This window comes from Citrobacter sp. CRE-46, assembly GCF_059615875.1.
On record NZ_CM184341.1, the window covers coordinates 4,585,483 to 4,605,940 of the forward strand.

The 20,458-nt window shown below is 53.2% G+C and carries 20 protein-coding genes; 3 read left to right on the plus strand and 17 right to left on the minus strand.

Annotation, left to right across the window (positions count from 1 at the left end; translation table 11 throughout):
- Positions 1–3: 3 nt before the first annotated feature.
- The 10 genes from dagF to pmbA form a co-directional block, all read right to left on the minus strand.
- On the minus strand, positions 4–744 hold the full coding sequence (gene dagF / locus AC534G_RS22260; protein ID WP_069324756.1) for a 2-dehydro-3-deoxy-phosphogluconate aldolase: 741 nt from the start codon (positions 742–744) through the stop codon (positions 4–6).
- Positions 741–1,859: a DgaE family pyridoxal phosphate-dependent ammonia lyase gene (locus AC534G_RS22265; protein WP_061382749.1), complete on the minus strand. Its 1,119-nt coding sequence runs from the start codon at positions 1,857–1,859 to the stop codon at positions 741–743. Before AC534G_RS22265 ends, dagF begins: the two co-directional genes overlap by 4 nt.
- Positions 1,843–2,976, minus strand: a complete 1,134-nt coding sequence (locus tag AC534G_RS22270; RefSeq protein ID WP_110496150.1) for an amidohydrolase/deacetylase family metallohydrolase — start codon at positions 2,974–2,976, stop codon at positions 1,843–1,845. The genes AC534G_RS22265 and AC534G_RS22270 overlap by 17 nt, the downstream gene beginning before the upstream one ends.
- 58 nt (positions 2,977–3,034) lie before the next feature.
- A complete protein-coding gene (locus AC534G_RS22275) occupies positions 3,035–3,679 on the minus strand; it encodes a DUF4310 family protein (protein ID WP_038636652.1) in 645 nt (214 codons plus the stop codon).
- A gap of 11 nt (positions 3,680–3,690) precedes the next feature.
- Positions 3,691–4,467 (minus strand): DUF4311 domain-containing protein, encoded by a 777-nt coding sequence (locus tag AC534G_RS22280; protein ID WP_006686375.1) that lies wholly within the window; start codon positions 4,465–4,467, stop codon positions 3,691–3,693.
- A gap of 22 nt (positions 4,468–4,489) precedes the next feature.
- On the minus strand, positions 4,490–4,789 hold the full coding sequence (locus AC534G_RS22285) for a DUF4312 family protein (protein WP_038636649.1): 300 nt from the start codon (positions 4,787–4,789) through the stop codon (positions 4,490–4,492).
- Between the two features lie 2 nt (positions 4,790–4,791).
- Positions 4,792–5,154 (minus strand): SFCGS family glycine-rich protein, encoded by a 363-nt coding sequence (locus tag AC534G_RS22290; protein ID WP_038636646.1) that lies wholly within the window; start codon positions 5,152–5,154, stop codon positions 4,792–4,794.
- Between the two features lie 10 nt (positions 5,155–5,164).
- Positions 5,165–5,473 (minus strand): PRD domain-containing protein, encoded by a 309-nt coding sequence (locus tag AC534G_RS22295; protein WP_016151467.1) that lies wholly within the window; start codon positions 5,471–5,473, stop codon positions 5,165–5,167.
- A 310-nt stretch (positions 5,474–5,783) separates the two neighbouring features.
- Positions 5,784–6,170 carry a cytochrome b562 gene (cybC, locus tag AC534G_RS22300; protein ID WP_038636643.1) on the minus strand — a complete coding sequence of 129 codons (387 nt, stop codon included), beginning with the start codon at positions 6,168–6,170 and terminating at the stop codon, positions 5,784–5,786.
- 86 nt (positions 6,171–6,256) lie between these two features.
- A complete protein-coding gene (gene pmbA, locus AC534G_RS22305) occupies positions 6,257–7,609 on the minus strand; it encodes a metalloprotease PmbA (protein WP_038636641.1) in 1,353 nt (450 codons plus the stop codon).
- Between the two features lie 95 nt (positions 7,610–7,704).
- On the opposite strand from pmbA, the gene yjgA reads away from it, so the two are divergent.
- Entirely contained in the window at positions 7,705–8,256 is a 552-nt protein-coding gene (gene yjgA, locus AC534G_RS22310; RefSeq protein ID WP_038636638.1) for a ribosome biogenesis factor YjgA, read from the plus strand.
- 66 nt (positions 8,257–8,322) lie between these two features.
- Here yjgA and iolH read toward each other — a convergent pair whose 3' ends face one another.
- From iolH to iolD, 5 genes are all read right to left on the minus strand, one after another.
- Positions 8,323–9,207, minus strand: coding sequence for a sugar phosphate isomerase/epimerase IolH (gene iolH / locus AC534G_RS22315; RefSeq protein WP_110496151.1), 885 nt, complete (start codon positions 9,205–9,207; stop codon positions 8,323–8,325).
- Positions 9,208–9,260: 53 nt separating this feature from the next.
- Positions 9,261–10,076, minus strand: a complete 816-nt coding sequence (gene iolI2 / locus AC534G_RS22320) for a 2-keto-myo-inositol isomerase IolI2 (RefSeq protein WP_110496152.1) — start codon at positions 10,074–10,076, stop codon at positions 9,261–9,263.
- 160 nt (positions 10,077–10,236) lie between these two features.
- Entirely contained in the window at positions 10,237–11,463 is a 1,227-nt protein-coding gene (locus tag AC534G_RS22325) for an MFS transporter (RefSeq protein ID WP_085048435.1), read from the minus strand.
- Positions 11,464–11,535: 72 nt separating this feature from the next.
- Positions 11,536–12,558 (minus strand): D-chiro-inositol-2-dehydrogenase IolG2, encoded by a 1,023-nt coding sequence (gene iolG2, locus AC534G_RS22330; RefSeq protein WP_110496153.1) that lies wholly within the window; start codon positions 12,556–12,558, stop codon positions 11,536–11,538.
- Positions 12,559–12,738: 180 nt separating this feature from the next.
- A complete protein-coding gene (gene iolD, locus AC534G_RS22335; RefSeq protein WP_110496154.1) occupies positions 12,739–14,679 on the minus strand; it encodes a 3D-(3,5/4)-trihydroxycyclohexane-1,2-dione acylhydrolase (decyclizing) in 1,941 nt (646 codons plus the stop codon).
- Positions 14,680–15,097: 418 nt separating this feature from the next.
- Here iolD and AC534G_RS22340 point away from each other — a divergent pair, with 418 nt between their 5' ends.
- Together AC534G_RS22340 and AC534G_RS22345 are read left to right on the plus strand one after the other, a co-directional pair.
- Positions 15,098–17,035: a bifunctional 5-dehydro-2-deoxygluconokinase/5-dehydro-2-deoxyphosphogluconate aldolase gene (locus tag AC534G_RS22340; protein WP_110496155.1), complete on the plus strand. Its 1,938-nt coding sequence runs from the start codon at positions 15,098–15,100 to the stop codon at positions 17,033–17,035.
- 60 nt (positions 17,036–17,095) lie between these two features.
- Positions 17,096–18,262, plus strand: a complete 1,167-nt coding sequence (locus tag AC534G_RS22345; protein ID WP_110496156.1) for an MFS transporter — start codon at positions 17,096–17,098, stop codon at positions 18,260–18,262.
- Here the strand turns inward: AC534G_RS22345 and iolI1 are convergent.
- Both iolI1 and srfJ read right to left on the minus strand, forming a co-directional pair.
- Positions 18,259–19,092 carry a 2-keto-myo-inositol isomerase IolI1 gene (iolI1, locus tag AC534G_RS22350; protein WP_110496157.1) on the minus strand — a complete coding sequence of 278 codons (834 nt, stop codon included), beginning with the start codon at positions 19,090–19,092 and terminating at the stop codon, positions 18,259–18,261. The genes AC534G_RS22345 and iolI1 overlap by 4 nt on opposite strands.
- On the minus strand, positions 19,093–20,436 hold the full coding sequence (gene srfJ, locus AC534G_RS22355) for a lysosomal glucosyl ceramidase-like type III secretion effector SrfJ (protein WP_110496158.1): 1,344 nt from the start codon (positions 20,434–20,436) through the stop codon (positions 19,093–19,095).
- Positions 20,437–20,458 lie beyond the last annotated feature (22 nt).

Sequence of the window (20,458 nt, forward strand, 5' to 3'; positions counted from 1 at the left end):
CAATTAGCCTACGCAGGCCCGGGTCATCGCCATCAGTTGGCGTACGTCGTCCGGACGGGTGTTACCACTCACCTTATCAATAATCGAACTATAGATGTGAGGAATGATTTTGCTCACGCCGGCATCGAGGGCGATCTGCAGGATTTCACTGAAATTATCCAGATCGATCCCGCCCGTTGGCTCCAGCCAGAAGTCATGACGCGCGCAGGCCCGGGCGACCGCGATGTACTCGTCACGGCATTGCAGGCCGCCCATTGGGAAGTATTTAATTGAACTACCGCCCATATCTTTGAGCAGCGCAATGGCGGTTTCTACCGGCACAATGCCGTCCGGCGCTTTGCTGCTTAGCGGACCGGTGGATATCTTTACCAGTCCCGGCGTACCGGTTGGTGAAACCAGACCGTTGACCACCGTGTCCTGCTGGCCCAGCAGCGCGCGACTGGTCGCCACGCCGGTAAAGACCTGATTAACATGCTGTGGCTGCACCTGACGGGAAATTTCACTGACCATCGCCGACTGGTTAGGATCGCCCGCCCCCAGCCCCACGGAGAGCGCATTGTCGATAAGCGCCGCATATTCACGCATATCCGTTACCGCGCTTGCGACATCCGGGTAATTTTTTGACAGTACGCCAACCAGCACGTGCCCTTCCGCCGCCGCGTAAATCTCCCGGGCGTTTTCTTTGGAGCCTGCCAGTACGTTCAGGCAGACGCGGTCGCGATAAAAATTAGGGATCAGTTTCATGCTTTTTTCTCCTGCGAAATCACTTCACCTATTCGACGGGCCACAATCTCCAGTTGCGCGCGATCAACGCTGCGTACATCGGCTTCGATAATGCCTTCGTTGGCTTTGTAACCGCGGAAGTAAATCGCGTACTCCCCTTGCTTCAGCGCGTCGACCAGTTCGCCCGTGGCGATCCCGGTTACCGCTTCGTCAAACTTAATTTCCGTGCGTGCGATGTCGCGCCCTGCGCTGTCCCACACCACGCGGGCGCTCACGCCGTGAAGCTGATTCAAGTTATTAATAAACGGCGTCATTTTCTCGACCATTTCCGCACCGCTCTCTTTCTGCGCGTTGAGGTACAGTTCAATAGCGCAGGTCAGGCCAAGTATTCCCTCTTTACCCACCTTCATTGCCCGACCAATACCCGCCGTTTGACGTTTTACCCACTCAACGTATTGAGTTTTACCGATCACCAGACCGCTGGTTGGCCCCTCAATCGCCTTCGCGCCGCTGTAGATAACGAGATCTGCGCCCACGCGGTAGTAGCACTGCAAATCTTCTTCCGCCGCCGCGTCCACAATCAGCGGTAGATTATGCGTGCGCGCCACCACCGCAGCCTGCTCCACGCTGAGCATACTTTTCTGTACGCAGTGGTGAGATTTGATATACAGAATGGCCGCGGTGCGCGGTGTGATGGCCGCTGCCAGTTGCGCCGCGGAACATTCATTGGCATAACCGGCTTCTACGACCTTGCCGCCGCCAAGCGCTACCATGGTGCCCACCGGCGCGCCAAAGTTAACGTTGTGGCCTCTGGGCAACACGATTTCGTTGTTGTCGATGGGCGTGACGTGCAGGTTCTCCAGCAACCAGTCGCTGTCTTTAACCAGCACAGCCGCGACCGACTGGGCGATCCCGGCCGAAGCGCAGGAAACAACGGTTGCCCCTTCCACTTCCAGCAATTTCGCGATGTAGTCACCGGTTTTATTCACCAGGTCTTTCATCTCAAAGTATTGGTTCATCCCCGCCATCGCGGCCTCAACCACTTCGGGTCGCGGCGTAGAGACACCGAGCGCCGTCATGCGGCCTGATGTGTTAATCACCTGTTTTAATTTGTATTTCTCAAAAATCGAAGGCATGTTCCGCGCTCCCTTGTTCGGTCATATAGCCCTTGCCCGCACGTATTGCGGCAAGCGGCACCAGCAGTTGTTCAGCCTGTAGGCTGTCGTTTTCTGCATCTACCAGCACGGCTGGCTGGCGTTTCAGCGTAAAGAGGGTTAAATCGGCATCCAGACCGACCTGCAGTCGCCCCTTCTGTTTCAGGCGCAGACCATCGGCAGCATTGGCGGTAACGCATTCAATGACCTGCGGAAGCGACATGCCAATGGCGAGGAATTTCGACATTACATTCGCCAGGGAATGCACCGGGCCGCTGATACGGTTGCGACAGTAAATATCGGAGCTGATGGTGTGCGGCAAAATACCCAGGCCGATAGCGCGTTTTGCCACCGCAAAGCTCAGGCTGGCGGTGCCATGCCCAACATCCAGACGCACACCGCGTGAAATCGCCCGCGTCACTGACGCCCGCAACTCACCTTGCGGCGTCAGAATGCGGTTCGGCTTACCGTTGTAGCAGTGGGTAATAATGTCGCCCGCGGTGAGGCGTTCGGCGATCTCATCCAGATCTGGCGGGTTGTTGCCGATGTGCACCATCAGCGGCAGGTCGCCGTTTTGCGCCTGCATCGCTTTGGCGCGATCCAGCGGCGTGATGCCGTTAACCCCTACCACGCTGCTGCTCATGCGCGCCTTCAGGCCGACGATAAAGTCCGGGTGACGTTTCACCGCCTGCCGCACCGCATCGGCGTCAATGTTGGCCATGTCAGCCAGCTCGTTTTGGGCAATAAGCCCAACGCGTGAAACATTCAGCAGCGCATAAACCTCAGTGGCCGCGTCACGGGTCAGCGTGTAAAAATCGTCAATATCATCAGCGCCTGTACTCCCGGCATCCACCACGGTGGTAACGCCAGTGGCAATACCCACACAGTCCGGTTCGTCATGGTAAATCGGCGATTTCGGGTAGCAGTGAACGTGAGAATCAATCCAACCCGCGCTAACGTAACATTCGCCGCGCAGGTCAATGGTTTTCAACGCCGAACCATCAACGTCACCCAACGCCGCGATTTTGCCATCCTGAAGGGCAATATTAGTCAGCGTGTCATCGACCAGACGCGCATGGCGCAGGAGTAAATCAAACATCGTTCTCTCCTTTGCCGGATGGCGGCGTAACCGCCTTATCCGGCCTACAAATCAACAGTTAGCTAATCGCAATCGGGAAGATGGAACCGAGGATCATCGCGCCGAGAATCGCCCCGCCGGTGATCGGTTTTTGCCAGATATAAAACAGCAGCGCACCCAGCAGCGAACCCACGCCAATCGGAATAGAAGCCGTCATCGCACTGAGGATAATCAAGGGACCGAGGAAGCGGCCAGAAGCGTTACCGGCCCCCATCATCACGTCCGCTCCGTAGGTTGAGTCGCTCTGATTGATGGTGAACTTACGCGCCAGAATGATGATGTAGCCAATCGCCAGACCAATCACCAGACCGGTGACCAGCGAGGCAGCGAAGTTGGCGACCGGGAAGATAATGCCCGCGCCCAGCAGCAGCGCCGGAACGCCTAACCCGACCCCGGTCTGGATCGCCCCGCCGATATCCAGAATCCCTACCAGCGAACCTTCAATGATGCGGGCAAACAGGAAGCTGGCGCCAAATGCCGCTACCGCCCCGTAGGAGCCGGTGTCCATTCCCGCTTTCAACATCGCCACGAACGCCACTTCGTTGAATGCGCCGATACCGTACAGGTAGTACATGTGCGTTCCGGCAAACACGCCGGATGAGAGCAGGCCAACGAAGATCGGGAACGACCAGTCGGCGAACCAAAAACCTTTATTCTGTTCCATGATGGCCTCCGTTATTTACCGCTGAGCGAGTTATGGATAAGTTCCAACCAGTCAGGCACGGTCAGATGGAAGGATTCGATCATCTTCATGTCGAAGCCGCGGAAGAAGCCGCTCAGGACGAACAGCGCGACGATAGCCACCATCATCACTTTCGTCACGTGGTTCCAGCCGCTCTCTTCAACACCTTTGCCGATCAAAATGCCCAGAACCAGACCCGGGACGGCGTTACCCATAATTAACTGCGCCGCGCCGCCAAAAACGGTAGCCCAGAAGCCGGATTTCTTGCCGGCATCAATCGCCGCCAGCCAGAAGATCACTGGCATCACGGTGTTGACCAGCAGGTTTGCCGCGGGCACCAGCACCTTAACGGCAGTAACCTGTAGCGCTTCCGGTACGGATGACGCGGTGAGGTTCAGGAAGGTCACGACAATCATGCCGATAACACCGCAGGCGATCGCCATGCGCTTAGGATCGTGCAGCGTTTCACCAACATTGCGATTTTTGATCATCAGCGCGGCGGCCCCCCAGTTGGGGATGATGCGATGGTCGACGTCCTGCGTGAACGCCCCTGCGGCAACGGAAGAAGCCCAGGCGTTAAAGAAAAAGCCCAGACCGAATGAGAAGTGAGAAGCCGGATCCCCTTCACAGGAATTCAGTTCTCCCAGAGTACGAAACGCGCCCATCCCTTGAGTGGTCGGCGCATGAAACATGCGTGCAGCCCCAGCGCCGACACCGACGCCAACCAGGCCGCCGATGATGAGCGATTTTATTAATATTATCAGGAACATAATTATGCCTTTTAATAAAAGATCAGCGTTGCGTAACGAAATCCACCTTGTCGAGATTGATGGCAGTCACGTTGACGGTCACGTCCAGCTCCACGCTGAAGGTGCGTCTTTCCCGGCGCAGGAAGAGGAACAAAAACGCCTCTTTGCGCACCGTTTCACGCGCTTGAACAACCTGCACATCCTGTGGCTCAATACGCAGTAAGATATGCGGGGACGCTTTCATCACCGCAGCCTGAACGTGGTTCAGGGCGTCGGCAAAGGCGCGCGCTTTAGCCTCCCCCTTACCCGTGACTCTCACCGTGGTGGTGAATTGCTCTTTCATGCTTAAGCGCCGTATTTCTTTTGCCACGCCTGTACCAGGCGCTCGCCGAGTTCTTCTTTGTCCATAAAACCGAACCCCAGTACGTTGCAGCCTTCATTGATGGCGGTTACCCCTTCATCGACCGAGCGCATGCCATATTTCGCCTTGTAGCCATATTTGGTTTGCGCGGTAATCGCGCCCGCCCCGCCGCTACCGCAAAACGAGATCCCAAAGGTGGCGTTTTCCGCTTTCATCACATCGCCCAGCTTCATATCTGCCGCGACACCCGGCACCACGACCGCGCGGCCACCCGCTTTCTCAACGCCTGCCGCCACTTTCTGGCCTTTACCCAGGCGATCGCCAATCACTACGGTAATTTGATCCATCTTTTGCTCCTTAAAGGTTGTCTTTCGCGACTTCGAAGTGCACCGACAGCAGCCAGGCCTCTTCCTCAGGAAGATTGCCAAACTCAGCGACCACGTCGCGGGCAAGCGCCATTGATTCGGCAGATATTTCATCAAACAAGCTGGCATCGACTTCTGGTAAGGGTTCACCCGTTACCGAGCGGTGCGCCATGGCGCGAACATGCGACGTCAGCATCTGTTCCTGTACGGCGTTAGGAATAATGTGGCGTTCACGCAGCAAGGCATACACCTGCGCCAGCATGCGGTCGGCCAGTTCAACCGATTCCCCCATGTCATTCATTACAGCTCCGTTATTCACTCGTCTTACCCCACTAATGGCTCTGAGGGTAAATTAGCGGCGGGGGTTAAAAGTTTGTAGCGAGTTGTTTTCCACTTCGAAGTGGAAAGAGGCGCAGCGATAGTGATCTATGCCGCAGAAAAGGCGATATTTGCGCTTTAGTGGCGGGAAACTGTGACGGGTATCGCAAGAGATGAGCAGAAAACAGCCAGTTCGGCGAATGACTTCTCTAACTCTAAAGTTGAAAAAATGTGACGGGGATAGCCTTTGGCGTCTTATCCGGCCTACGATTATGCAGGCCGGATAGAGCAGATTAACGGAACTTCTTGTGGTTTTCGTTGCGTGTTTTTTTCAGGTCTTCCGCAACGGCTTTCGCCTCTTTGACTTTACCTTCGTTCGCCAGCTTCAATGCGCCGTCGATCTGACCGATCAGCGTGTCAAAGCCGTGGCGGAAATCCTTCATCTCCGGGCTGTCCGGGGATTTGTTTTCCAGCTTCGGCGGCGTTCCCTTTTGCGCGTCCAGCGCGGCTGCACGCATTTTGGTTAACGCGTCTTTCAGCTCAGTCGCATTATCCGTTTTTTCGACGATTTTCAGGTTGTCGTTGAGGATCCCCATATCGTCTTCAAGATCGGCTGCAAACGCAGAAGAACCAAGAATCAGCGTTGAAGCTGCGACGATCGCTAACAGGTGTTTACGCATTGCTCACTTCCTTTTTTATTATTCAAAAATAAACAAACGCCAGATACCCTCAATAATTCACGCCACAGCTTGAAGTATGACGGGTATTATTGCCCGGCGATCTTCATCTCCGGCAACAGGACTGAACCACACTGAATATTACTGCGCGTTTCAATATCGTTGCCAACGGTGACGATATTACGCCACATCTCTTTTAAGTTACCGGCGATGGTAATTTCACTCACCGGATACTGAATTTCGCCGTTTTCGACCCAGAAGCCCGCCGCGCCGCGCGAGTAATCGCCGGTAATGCCGCTTACGCCCTGCCCCATCAGCTCAGTCACCACCAGGCCCGTGCCCATCTCTTTGAGCATCTGCTCGAAGCTTAGACCTTGTCCAGGAATACGCCAGTTGTGAATACCGCCCGCATGACCGGTGCTCTTCAGCCCCAGCTTACGGGCAGAGTAGTTGGTCAGCAGCCACTGGGTCAAAATGCCGTCTTTAATAATGTCACGGCGCTCTGTGCGTACGCCTTCGCTGTCAAATGGCGAGGAGGCCAGCCCTTTCAGCAGATGGGGATGCTCTTCAATGGTCAACCATTCCGGCAGAATTTGTTTGCCCAGCGAGTCCAGCAGGAAGGTGGATTTGCGATATACAGAGCCACCAGCAATCGCGCCGACCAGGTGTCCGAACAGTCCGGTCGCCACTTCATTGGCGAAAATAACCGGCGCTTTCATGGTGGAAAGCTTACGCGGAGACAGGCGCGATAAGGTACGGCGCGCACAGTCTGCCCCTACCCATTCCGGCGTTTGTAAATCGCCCATCGCCCGGCCAATGGTGTAAGCGTAATCACGCTCCATATCGCCATTTTCTTCCGCGATCACGCAGCTGGAAAGGGAATGACGCGTGGAGCAGTAGCCCTGCAGCATGCCGTGGCTGTTACCAAACACTTTGATGCCATAGTGGCTGTTAAAGCTGCCGCCTTCGGTATTGGTGATACGCTTATCAGCCTGCAGCGCTGCCTGTTCAGCACGAGCAGCCAGTTCGATGGCTTCGTCAGGGGAAACGTCCGCGGGGTGGAACAGGTCCAAATCGGGCGCATCAAAGGCCAGCAGTTCTTTATCTGCCACGCCCGCGCACGGATCCGGCGAGGTGTAACGAGCGATGTCCAGCGCGGCCTGCACGGTACGGGCAATCGCCTGCGGGCTTAAATCGGTGGAGGATGCGCTGCCCTTACGGTTCTGGTGATAAACCGTAATCCCCAGCGCGCCATCGCTATTGAATTCTACGTTCTCCACTTCACCATAACGGGTGCTGACGCTAATACCCGTGGTCTTGCTAACAGCGACTTCCGCGCCATCCGACTTACCTGACGCTAATTCCAGAGCCGTCGAGACCGCTTCTTCCAGAATCTTACGCTGCGCTTCAACTTGTGAGATTACTTTCATCGCAAATGCCATAATGTAGAGAGAGTTTCTCTGAAGTTTAACAGAGAACCGTTTTTCAGTGCGCATCTTAACTGGTAACATTAGCCTCTTTTTTTAAGGAGCCTGACATGACTAAGCAGCCCGAAGACTGGCTCGACGACGTTCCCGGTGATGACATCGAAGACGAAGACGATGAAATTATCTGGGTCAGTAAAAGTGAAATAAAACGTGACGCCGAGGAGTTAAAACGCCTGGGTGTGGAACTGGTAGAACTGGGGAAAAACGCGCTGGATAAAATCCCGCTCGACGCGGATTTACGTGCCGCCATTGAGCTGGCCCAGCGCATTAAGATGGAAGGTCGCCGCCGCCAGCTGCAGCTGATTGGCAAAATGTTGCGCCAGCGCGATGTTGATCCTATCCGTCAGGCGCTGGACAAGCTGAAAAACCGTCACAACCAGCAGGTTGTTGTCTTCCATAAGCTGGAGCAACTGCGTGACCGTATGGTTGACGGCAGCGATGAAGCCATCGAAGAAGTGATGAACCTGTGGCCTGACGCCGACCGTCAGCAACTGCGTTCTCTGGTGCGTAACGCCAGGAAAGAAAAAGCGGGCAACAAGCCGCCGAAATCAGCGCGTCAGATTTTCCAGTACCTGCGTGAACTGGCGGAAAACGAGGCGTAATTTCAGGGTAATTGCCGCAAATGACCGCGCCAGCCTGTGGCGCGGTACAGGCAAATCCACGCGTTTTTAACGTCCGAGTAGCTCGCGCTCGATCCGCTCGCGCGTTTCCACCGCCTGAACACTCATTTTTTCAGGGTAACCAAACAGCGACGTGGTGATAATTGCCTCACCGCCCACCTTAAACGTGCGGTTTGCAAAATCCATGTCGCGCAACGTCCGGAATAGCGCTTCAAAATCGACCTCACCTTCTCCCAGCCCGATGTGCTGATGAATCGTCGCATTCACGCCTGGCGGATTCATGATGTAGCGGCAGGGGAGTGTGTGGTTGTGCGTATCTGCCAGCAGAACATGCGAAAGTTCGGCCCCGGCATAGTTCAGCATCCTTGCGACGTCGCCCTGTCCTTTATCGTAAAAAAAGCCATGCGGTGCGCTGTACAGATAGGTCACATTATCACTACGCAAAGACTGCACCATGTCGACCGTCTCATCGTTCAGTTCGCAGAAATCCCAAGGGTGAGACTGAATTTCGATTCGAATTCCCTCTCGTTCCACGATCGGCAGCAGTTCCTCCATGGAGCGATACCACATCTCTTCACAAATCTCCGGCTCATCCGGCGTCCCGGAAAGCTCGGTATTAATCACCTGTACGCCCATATCAACGGCAATCTCAATCATCCGCTTCCAGTTGGTTACCGCGGCGCGCCGACGCTCTTCATCAGGGCCGGACCAACGATAAACCACAATAAATGACGAGATTTCCACACCGTAGTTCTGCAAGGCGCGTTTATATTCCTGCATTGTTTCGCGACCGGCTTTAGGATGTTTATAAAACGGATTAATACGCGGGTGCGGCGACTGCTCAATATATTTATATCCCCACTCGGAAACCTGCCGTACCATTTGTGTAATGGGTAAATGTTTAATAACATCGACATCAAAAGCAATTTTCATTGTAAGTACCACGCTGCGGAAACTGAAAAACGATCACCTGGATATTAGCTGCCTCATTGCAACAGCAATGACACGCTGCGATTAATTTGTTCCTCTATTTCCGCTTCACTCCAGGAAGCCAGCTGGGAAGAAAAAGGTTCAAAAGCGTAAATACCGCGATATCCCATATTTTCCAGGCGCTGCACCTGCTGGTAGTTCTGCATCACATCCTTTTCGCTCAGCATAATACGCTGCTCATCAGCCAATGCTTCCGTTGGTCGGGTGTCTTCCACACCAGACAAATGCACCAGACCGATAGCGGAAATATCAATGTGTGACGCAAACTCTTTTTCGGCCTCTTCGTATAGATGATGATGGAAGGTATCCAGCAAAACCTTAAAGGGGGAATCTGCTTCCCGGATCAGTTGCTGAGCCCCGACGGCAGAACGCAGCGAACTTACGCGGAACCCCAAAGGTTCAACCAGCCCCTGAATATCATACCGAGCAAAGAGATCGCTCAGTCGTTTTATTGCCTCAACTGTAACTTCCGGCGGCACAATCGTTCCGTCATTCAGCGGACAAAGCACTAATGCCCGCGCGCCAACTCCCTGCGCGTCTCGTAATAATTCTTCCGTTTTTCTTACTACCTCATCGGTCAGTTGGTTGAAGGGATAGACTGCATTAATTGTGACAATTTCAAGTCCATACTTATCCGCCAGGTTACGTACCTGATTATAATTCAAGTCATCAGTAACGCTGCCGCCCGGCATATCATTACGCAATTCCACTTTATTAAATTCAAGATGTTTAACCAGTCGAAAGAATGCTTCGATGCTTAGACCCGGTGCAATTTTCCGGTTAATACAAAACCGTGTTTTTTCGATATTCATTATTTTCTCCCTGAACGCATATGAGTGGGTAAATAACCGTAATTCTTTAGTACAATTTAACGTAGGGTGAAAAAACCGGCTTTATCAATCTTGATAAAAACCGGTTTAATTTAGTGATGAACATCACAGGCTATAAGGGATTTTTGAAGAATATTTGAAACTATTTCTCGCCAGGCACTTTAAGAAATTGCACCAGAATGCCGCTGAATAAATAGAGCCCCGCCATGGTATACATCACCACGCCGGTGCCGAACCCTGCCAGGACGGAGACCAGCGCTGGCCCAACGAAATTCCCCAGGCCGGAACCAAAGTTCACGGCCGAGTTCGCCGCCCCCTTCTTATCCGGCGCCATCATCGGCACCAGCGGCGTCATCGGCACAAAGCCAGCCAGCCCAGCCCCCCACAAACACATTGCCAGCATAAAGGCGACATAGTTATGGCCCCATATCATCGGCACCCAGTAAACGATCAGCGTAGCGACACCGGTCAGGATGCTGCCAAAAATCTGGATGGTTCGGCGAAAACCAATTTTATCGCCCATCCAGCCGAAGATAATGTTGAAGACCTGGTTAGAGATAAAGGTAATCCCCCAAATACTCGCCCACTCCTCCAGCGTAAAATGCTTATCCAGCAGAAACAGAGGTAATACGACAACAAATCCATAGGTGCCAAGACCGTTAATAGTTTTGACTATCACCGCCAGGCCGATCCGTGGCCGTTCATACATAATGGAGATACCCGCAGATAACTCTTTGAAGACCGGCGTTGTTCGCGGCTTCAGAATAAATTCATTGCGTTCCAGCACCAGCATGAAGAGAACCCCCAGCAGCGCAACGCCCATCCCGGCCCACATCACGTTGATGTGCCCCAGCGCAGGAATTAACGACGCCGCCACCACTGGCCCAATGATAGTAAAACCTAGGTTATAGACCACCCAAAACAGCGAGGTGCCGATCCCTTGCTGGTGATTATCCAACTGGATGGTCAGGCGTACCAGGAAGGAGTAACAGACCAGCGGATACCCCACGCCACGCAGCATGTAGGTGACGAGAATCGCGCTAAAATCATGGCTGGGTAGCGCAAAGTTCAGAAACGCGACGGAAGCCAGCAAATAGACGATAAAACCGGTAACCATCACCTTTTTAGGACCAAAAACGTCCACACAAACACCGGATAGCCAGGAGGTGATCGCGACCACAATCCCATATCCGGCAAAAATCTGCCCTATATGAGACTGATCAAATCCCTGCGTATTTAACCAGGCAGATAACCAGCTGTTCTCGATACAGCCGCCCAACATAAATAAAAATGTTCCTAGGTAACTCCAGATAAACTTACCTGGTTTTATATAAAATGTCTGGGGCAGCGTTGCCTGCATTTCTTTCATTTTATTACCCTCGGTATAGAAAAGCTCTCACACTTTTCAGTGCGAGAGTTTATTCATTATTAACAGATGCAGTTAAAGATAAATATCGCTTGCTATTTTCACCGGCAGTCCGCTTTTTAATGATTGCTGCGCGGCAATAGCGATACGCTGGGCCAATAATGCGTCTTCGCCGGTACAGACAACTGGCGTATGATGCAGGACTGAATCTATAAAGTGTAATATTTCCGTTCGGTAAGCCTCACGATAACGGACAGTGAAATCAGGAAGGGGATTTTTCATTACGCAGTGCTGGCTGTTGAAAACTTTCACCGTCGATTCACTAACGTTATCCGCATATGCCATCCCTTCTGAGCCAAAAACCTCCACCCGTTGGTCATAGCCATATACCGCCCGACGGCTGTTATCAATGAGTGCGTAGCCGCCATTTCTGAAAGTCAACATCACCGCAAGAGTATCAACGTCATCAATATTTTTCAGGCTGGGATCAATCAGCGTATTGCCCTTAACGTAGACTTCGCTGACTTCATCCTGCATCATAAAACGTGCCATATCAAAGTCATGCATAGTGAAGTCAAAAATCAGACCGCCAATACGTTTGATCAGATCATGGGGCAGCAGGTCTGGATCGCGGGAGGTAATTTTTATCATCTGGGGCCGACCAATCTTGCCGCTGCGCACCAGATCAAAGACCTCGTGAAACTGAGGATCAAAACGGCGGTTAAAGGCAACCTGCAGAGTCACCCCCTTCTCTTTCACTTTTCTCAGCACCGCCATTGAGGCCTGCTCATCTTCATTCATACTGAGCGGTTTTTCACAAAAAATGTGCTTCCCCGCCTGCGCTGCCGCCATGACAATCTCTTCGTGCATGTCTGTTGAGGTGAAAATAAAAACTGCCTCTATATCATCACGCTGTAAAAGTTCCTGATAATTTTTATACCCTGAAGTTATATTTACCGAACAAAGCCAATCGCTCATCTCCTCAATAAAATAATCGGCGGCGCAGATAATATCTAATTGAGGCAGCAAATACATATTCTCAACATGCATTTTACCTACCCGGCCGAGGCCAATAACACCACATCGAAGCTTTTTCATTCATACCTCTTAATATCATGAATAGTAAATTTTAAACCGCAAAAGAAAAGCATTCGTAATTCTGAGAAAAACGGATCGTTTTATTTTGCCGTTCTGAAAAGCAAACAATGCGTGGACACTGCATCATTCAGGTTGCAGAAAAATAACCACACTTCAGCAACCTGAACGACGGCAAGTCAATCAGTACTGCCGAGCCTGTCCAATATGTTCCTCAAGCATTCGCGCCACCGCCTGGATGCGTTCGCTACGGGATACCCGCGCCCCGCCAACGCGCCACCAGCTCAGGTATTTATGCACCATCGTTTTGGGAAGCACTTTTATGTCTATTAGCGTGCTCACGGTCTGTTTGCGTGCATCTTCCAATGCTTCATGCAGTTGTCCAATGGTAGTGACGCGATAGCTTTTACAGCCATACCCTTCAGCGATGCGAGCGAAATCGACTGGGATAAACCCGCCTTCCTGACGACCACTCTCCTGTTGATGGAAACGAAACTCGGTAAAGTAACTGTCCATACCGTGTTCCATTTGCAGATTATTGATACAGCCGTTGGTCATGTTATCGAGCAAAATGACGGTGATCTTTTTCCCCATCTGGACGGAAGTGACCAACTCAGAGTGCAGCATCATGAACGAGCCGTCACCCACGAAGCTGTACACCTCGCGCTCTGGCTGCGCCAGCTTGGCCCCCAATGCGGCGTTGACCTCGTAGCCCATACAGGAGTAGCCGTACTCGACGTGGTAATCATTCTCGCCGCGGCTTTGCCAGACGCGCTGGAGGTCGCCCGGTAGGCTGCCCGCCGCCGCCACCACTAACGCGTTTTCCGGCAGCATCCGGTTAAGCACACCCAGCACACGCGTCTGGGTCAGCCACGACCGCGTAATCGCATTAAACTCTTCAAACACCTTTTGAGTATCCATATGATCCTCAATTTCAGGTTTAAAGCCCTCTCTGCAATATTCCACAGCATAGACGCGCTCAACTTCCGCTATATATTGCGAGCGGACGCGGTGAATAGTCTCACCCCATTGCGAAGCATAATGCTCATGGGCCAGCCGTTCGCTAAGCTGCGTCAGGGCGACGCGAGCATCAGCCTGCATCTGTATGCCATCCAGCTTGAAGACATCGAAACGGCTGACGTTGATATTCAAGTAGCGCACGTCGGGATTCTGGAAGATCCACTTTGAGGAGGTGGTGAAATCGGTATAACGCGTCCCCACACCGATAATCAGATCGGCCTCCTGCGCCAGCAAATTCGCCGCCAGTGAACCGGTTTCGCCAATCCCACCGACGATCAGCGGATGTGCAGAACTGAGCGCTCCCTTACCAGCCTGGGTTTCAGCAATCGGCAGATGACAGCGTTCGGCAAATCTCAGCAGCGCCTCTTCAGCCTGCGAATACTTCACGCCCCCGCCGCAAACGATCAGCGGCCGCTGGTGGCGGCAAATCAGAGCAACCGCCTCGTTCAGCATCGGCTCCGTCGGCGCGTGACGCTCAAGACGATAGACCCGGCGAGCGAAAAAATAATCCGGATAATCCCAAGCTTCGCCCTGCACATCCTGTGGCAGGCAAAGCGTCACGGCCCCCGTATCCGCCGGATCGGTTAACACCCGCATCGCGCTGATACAGGCGCTCATTAGCTGTTCCGGACGCGTAATGCGATCCCAGTAGCGGCTAACTGCACGGAAAGCGTCATTGGTGCTCAGCGTCAGATCGTGTTCTTGTTCAACCTGTTGCAAAACCGGGTCGGGTTGACGCGATGCGTACACATCGCCCGGCAGCAAAAGCAGTGGAATACGGTTAGCCGTCGCGGTCGCCGCTGCGGTGATCATATTGGCGGCCCCCGGCCCCACTGAGGAGGTGCAGGCATAAATTTGATGGCGACGCATCTGGCGGGCAAATCCCGTCGCGATATGCGCCATTCCCTGTTCGTTACGTCCTTGATGAACGCTAAGTTGGCCACAGTCCTCTTCCAGCGCTTGTCCCAATCCGACGACGTTCCCGTGGCCAAAAATGGCGAAAATCCCTTTTACAAATTTGATTTCGCTGCCGTCTACGTCGATGTACTGATTATCAAGAAAGCGCACCAAAGCCTGCGCCATGGTCAACCTGATTGTTTTCATGTACCCCACCTGCTTTTATCAACCGTTCGGCTGTCGTTGCCTACTTATGCATCGTTTCAGCCCCAAAAACAAAGAGACTTATCATAGGATCAAAATTTCCGTCTTCATGATTATATGGAATTTATATTTCATTTATGGGAAGGAGATCAAAAAACGGTTAAAAAATTTCGCCATTTAGTCGTATTTTGCATGAAAATGAAATTTATCTTCCATAGAGTTCAAAAAGCAATAAAGACAATACTAATCAATAAATTAGCAGAAAAAACACAATAAAAATTGATTCATACACGCCGCCCAAAAATGCCGTTTCTGTGATCTTGTTCAAATAAAAAATAAAAACGTTAGTTCCATTTTTATTGAAAATGAAATCATCAAACCTTAGTATGGGCAAAAATAACGCCGTCTTCTGTTAGGGGATATGTCAATGAATAAAGCAGTCAGTAGTGAGCAAAAGCCGCTGGACGTTATCTGTCTGGGGCGAGTTGCCGTTGATTTGTATGGTCAACAAATCGGATCACGGCTGGAGGATATGACGACTTTCGCTAAATATTTAGGAGGATCGTCAGGCAATGTTGCCTACGGCACGGCCATTCAGGGATTACGTTCCGCTATGCTGGCCCGCGTCGGCGATGAACATATGGGACGTTTCGTTCGTGAAGAATTAAACCGCGTTGGTGTGGATACGCAGTGCCTTCTATCGGATCGCGATCGTCTGACCGCGCTGGTAATCCTCGGCATTAAAGATCAGGACACCTTTCCGCTGATCTTCTACCGCGATAACTGCGCGGACATGGCGCTAACACCCGAGGATATCCGCGAAGATTACATCGCCTCTTCACGCGCATTAGCCGTCACCGGCACCCATCTTTCACACCCCAATACGCGCGCCGCCGTTCTTAAAGCTCTGGAGTATGCGCAAAAACACGGCCTGCGGCGGGCGTTGGATATCGACTATCGTCCCGTGCTGTGGGGCCTGACGTCGCTAGGAGACGGTGAAACGCGTTTCATTGCCTCACCACAGGTTACCGAACAGCTCCAGCAGGTATTGCGCCATTTCGATCTGATCGTTGGGACCGAAGAAGAATTCCATATCGCCGGTGGCAGTACCGACACGCTGACCGCCCTACGGCGCGTCCGGCAGTTGACCCCGGCGGTACTTGTGTGCAAACGCGGCGCGCTGGGCTGCTCAGTATTTGAAGGCAACATCGCCGATGACTGGTCGCAGGTGAAGATACATAGCGGCGTACGCGTAGACGTTCTGAACGTGCTGGGCGCAGGCGATGCATTTATGTCAGGTTTGCTGCGGGGATACCTGAACGATGAAAGCTGGGAGCAGGCTTGCCGCTATGCAAACGCCTGCGGCGCGTTAGTAGTATCGCGCCACGGTTGTGCCCCAGCCATGCCAACCAAAAAAGAGCTGGACGACTACCTCGCGCGTGAACAATCCATCGCCCGGCCAGACAAAGACCAGCGACTGAATCATCTTCATCGGGTTACAACCCGTAAACAGCACTGGCCGGAGCTGTGCGTATTCGCCTTTGACCATCGCAAGCAACTGGTGGATATCGCAAATGAAGTCGGCGCAAGTGAATCTGCGCTCCCCGCCCTGAAGATGCTACTGCTGGAAGGGGCGCGGCAGGCGGCGCTTGAGGCAGGTTTACAGAATAATAGCGGCATTCTTGCCGATACCACCTTTGGTCAGCAGGCGCTTAACGACGTGACCGGCCATGGATGGTGGATTGGCCGACCGGTTGAGATGCCCGGTTCGTATCCGCTGAAGCTGGAACATGGCGATATTGGCTCTCAGCTTGTCAGTTGGCCGCAAGAGCACGTCGTGAAATGCCTGGTTTTCTATCATCCACAGGACGCAGAGTCGGTACGTCTTGCGCAAGAGACGCTCATTGACGAGGTTTACCGCGCCTGCTGTCAGTCTGGTCACGATCTGCTGCTGGAAGTCATCTTGCCGCGCGATGCAGCAGACCAGAATGAGCAATACTATCCTCAGATTGTGGAACGTTTTTATCAACTAGGGATCCAGCCGGACTGGTGGAAACTGCCGCCGTTAAGCCCCGCTCGTTGGCGAGAAATCAGCCAGCACATTGAGCATTATGACCCCGAATGTCGCGGTATATTGATACTTGGTCTGGACGCACCGGAAAGCGAGCTGAAGTCAGGATTCGCCGCAGCGGCGGATATGCCTTGGGTGAAAGGTTTCGCCGTCGGCCGGACCATCTTTGCTGAACCGTCACGTCAGTGGTTAGGCGGCCAGCTTAACGATGAACAACTCATCGCAACGGTGAAACAAAAATACCGCACGCTTATCGACTACTGGCGCGAATACCGCCCGGCACGTTAATTCCTGCCCCATCACGCCCCGTGTCTACATCAAGCGCGGGGCGTGTTCAAGGACGATCCCATGCCAGCTCTCACTCAACATTCCACATCAACCGCGCTGTTTCGCATCAGCGCCGCGATGTTCCTCAACTATCTGACTATTGGCATCCCGCTGGTTATGCTGCCGCTGTACGTTCAGCAGGAGTTACATCTGAGCGATCTGTTGATCGGTATCGCGGTAGGTAGCCAGTTTATCGCCACCTTGCTTACCCGGGGCGCCGCGGGTCGAAAAGCCGACACGTCAGGCGGACGTCGGACGGTTATCACCGGTCTGTTCTACTGCGCCGCATCGGGTCTGCTGATGCTGGTCAGTCTGATCGCTCACCCGGTTCCGCTACTCGCATGGGCCATACTGATTGTTGGTCGTGTATTGCTGGGCGTCGGTGAAAGTTTCATTTTGACCGGTAATTTAACCTGGGGGATGTGGCTGGCGGGCTCGACTCACGCGGGTCAGGTTATTTCATGGAACGGCATGGCGACCTACGGTGCGCTGGCTATCGGTGCACCGCTGGGGCTGTCGCTTTACGCCAGGAGTGGTCTGGCGCTTCCGGCAGTCCTTGTTGTGCTGTTGCCGATCATCGCCAGCGGAGTCATCTATGGCATGCCGGGGAATATCCCAACAGCCCGTCCCCGCGTTCCTGTGTTACGGGTAATTGGCCTGGTGTGGCGACCAGGAACAGGGCTTGTGCTCCAGGGCATTGGTTTTGCCACCCTCAGCGTGTTTACCGCACTCTGGTTCAACGAGCGTCACTGGGATAACACCGGTTTTGCGATGACGCTGTTTGGCATTGCGTTTATCGCTATCCGCTTTTTCTGCGGCAAATTTCCCGACCGTTACGGCGGTGCCACGGTCGCAACCTTTTCACTATTGGTAGAGGGGACCGGACTGGCAGTCATGTGGGCAGCTCCGTCAGCAGGCGCTGCACTGATTGGAGCGGCAATTACCGGCTGCGGCTGTTCGCTGATGTTCCCGTCGCTGGGCGTAGAGGTTGTGCGCAGAGTGCCACCGGAGATTCGTGGTACAGCCCTCGGCGTCTGGTCAGCATTTCAGGATCTGGCCTACGGATTTACCGGACCAATAGCAGGTCTGCTGACGCCGTTCATCGGCTATCAGCAGGTCTTTCTTCTGGCCGCGGCCTTTGCGCTGCTGGGCGCGGCGGTTGTCCATCTCCTGCTGCGGCAACATTAAGCCGTTAAGAAGGGGCGAGTCTTTTCCGCCCCTATCGCAAAGACTTCGCTGGCCGCCATCTGCCAGTAGCCTGGGTTAAACAGTTCCAGCGAACAGATCCCCTCATAGCCCTTTTGCACTAGCTCACGCGTGATCTCATGCAGTGGGATCCCTCCGTTGCCAGGAAACAGACGATGGCAATGATCCAGTGTTGCCGGCGGCAGATTATCGGCGTCATCAATGTGGTAAACGAAGATCTTTTCCACAGGGATCTGGCGAAGCGTGGTCAGATCCCGCCATTGATCGTGCAGGTAAAGATTAAAGGCATCGACGACCAGCCCGACGTTACTGCGATCGACCGCATCTACTATCTCCATCGCCATGGCAAGACTGCGCACACAGCATCCTGCGGAACCTATCGGCTCAAAGGCCAGCCGCATCTGACTTTCTTCCGCCACTGCCGCCATCTCGCGCAGACGCTTCACTGAATCTTTCACCGTTTCCCCTGGCGGAAAATTCCCCCCCTGACGAATGGTGGGCACCACGACCAGACAATCACCACCCACCACCGAGCCAGCATGACAGGCGAAAGCCAACTGCCGCCGTTTTTCCGCCCAGCTTTCGCCATCACAAAACGTAATATCTTCCAGCGAATTGTAGCCCCAGGGCTTAAGGTGACCGGCGGCAAAAATGTCTGCCAGCTCACCTAACGTATGTTCCTGCAACCACTCCTGCAACATATCCAGACGGATTTCGATGTAATCATAGCCAAAACGTTCCGCCAATACGACATCCTGTGCCAGCGTGGAGTTGCGCATACAGGTCGCTTCATTAAATCCCAGCTTCATCATTCAGATCGACTCCTGCCGCCATAGCAATGTACTGGCGCCTGACGGCGGCAGCGTTAATGCAATCTCTTTATCGCCATCCAGCACCCGGCAACACCTTTCCTGCACATCACGGTTATACACCACCAGCACACGCTCGCCGTCGGGATTCACAAATCCCACCTCTTCCAGAAGATTATCGTAACTTGAAGAAAGCATGACCTTCGCCCCCGGACGCACATAGCGGCAGAAGTGGCCAATACCATACCAGGAGTGATTACGCAGCAACACATCGTTTTGCGCATCGTATTGAATGGGCGCTTCACACAGATTACCCTGGTGATTCGGTCCGCCCTCACTGTTCAGCAGTAGATTCCAGTCGATAAACCCACTACAACCAGATTTGAAATTACCAATCATATCATGTAGATAGGTATGCCAATGGCAAATCTGGCTACCATCATCGCTCTCCATTGGCACACAGCCTTCGGAAAACAGTAGTTTTTTATCCGGCAGGCACTGGGCCAGATACTGTATTTGCGAAAAATGGTCGCCGGTATACCAGTGGAATGCCAGCCCGTTAATTCCCTTATAATTATTTTCGTCAGCAAAGGCGCGTTCAGCCCAGTCCACCAGGCCATCTTTATCGTGATCCCAGATATAGATCTCCATCTCATCCATACCCTGCTGGGCAAGGCGCGGGCGCAGATACTGCACGGCAAAGGCTGTCTCCTCTTCTACGCTATACAGGCAGGAGTCCCAGGTTTTTACCGCCACTGGCTCATTCTGCACGGAGAGCGCCTGCACATTAATGCCGTGGCGGCGGTATTCCAGCAAGTAGTTGATAATGATATCGGCCCAGTCGGCGTAGCATTCTCGCCGCAGCTTGCCGCCGCCGTTCATATCGTTATTAGTTTTCATAAACGCCGGCGGGCTCCACGGCGAAGCCATCAGCTTCATTTGTGGATTGAACCGCAACGCCCCAGAAATCAGCGGCATTAAATGCGCTTCATCGCGGGAAAAGGAGAGTCGTCCCTGCCGCAGGTCAGCACTGGAATCGACATACGCGTAATTGCCCAAGGAAAAATCACAGCTCTGAATTGGCATCCGTGCCAGAGTGTAATTATGTTCCTGAGCAGAAAAATAAAGGGAAAGAAATTGCGCCTTCGTCTTTTCGCTCATGCTGTTGAATACCACGCCCGCACCTTCGGTAAAGCTGCCGCCGAATCCGTCAATCTGCTGTAACGTGTGGCGCGGTAAGACGCTGATTAATCCACTACAATCACGCTGACGATGCGAAAAAGAGACCGCGCGCTCAACAAGGAATTGCTGACGATACGGATCGGAAGAGATGAGTCTGCCTTTCATAGGGGAGTTCCGGATAAAAGAA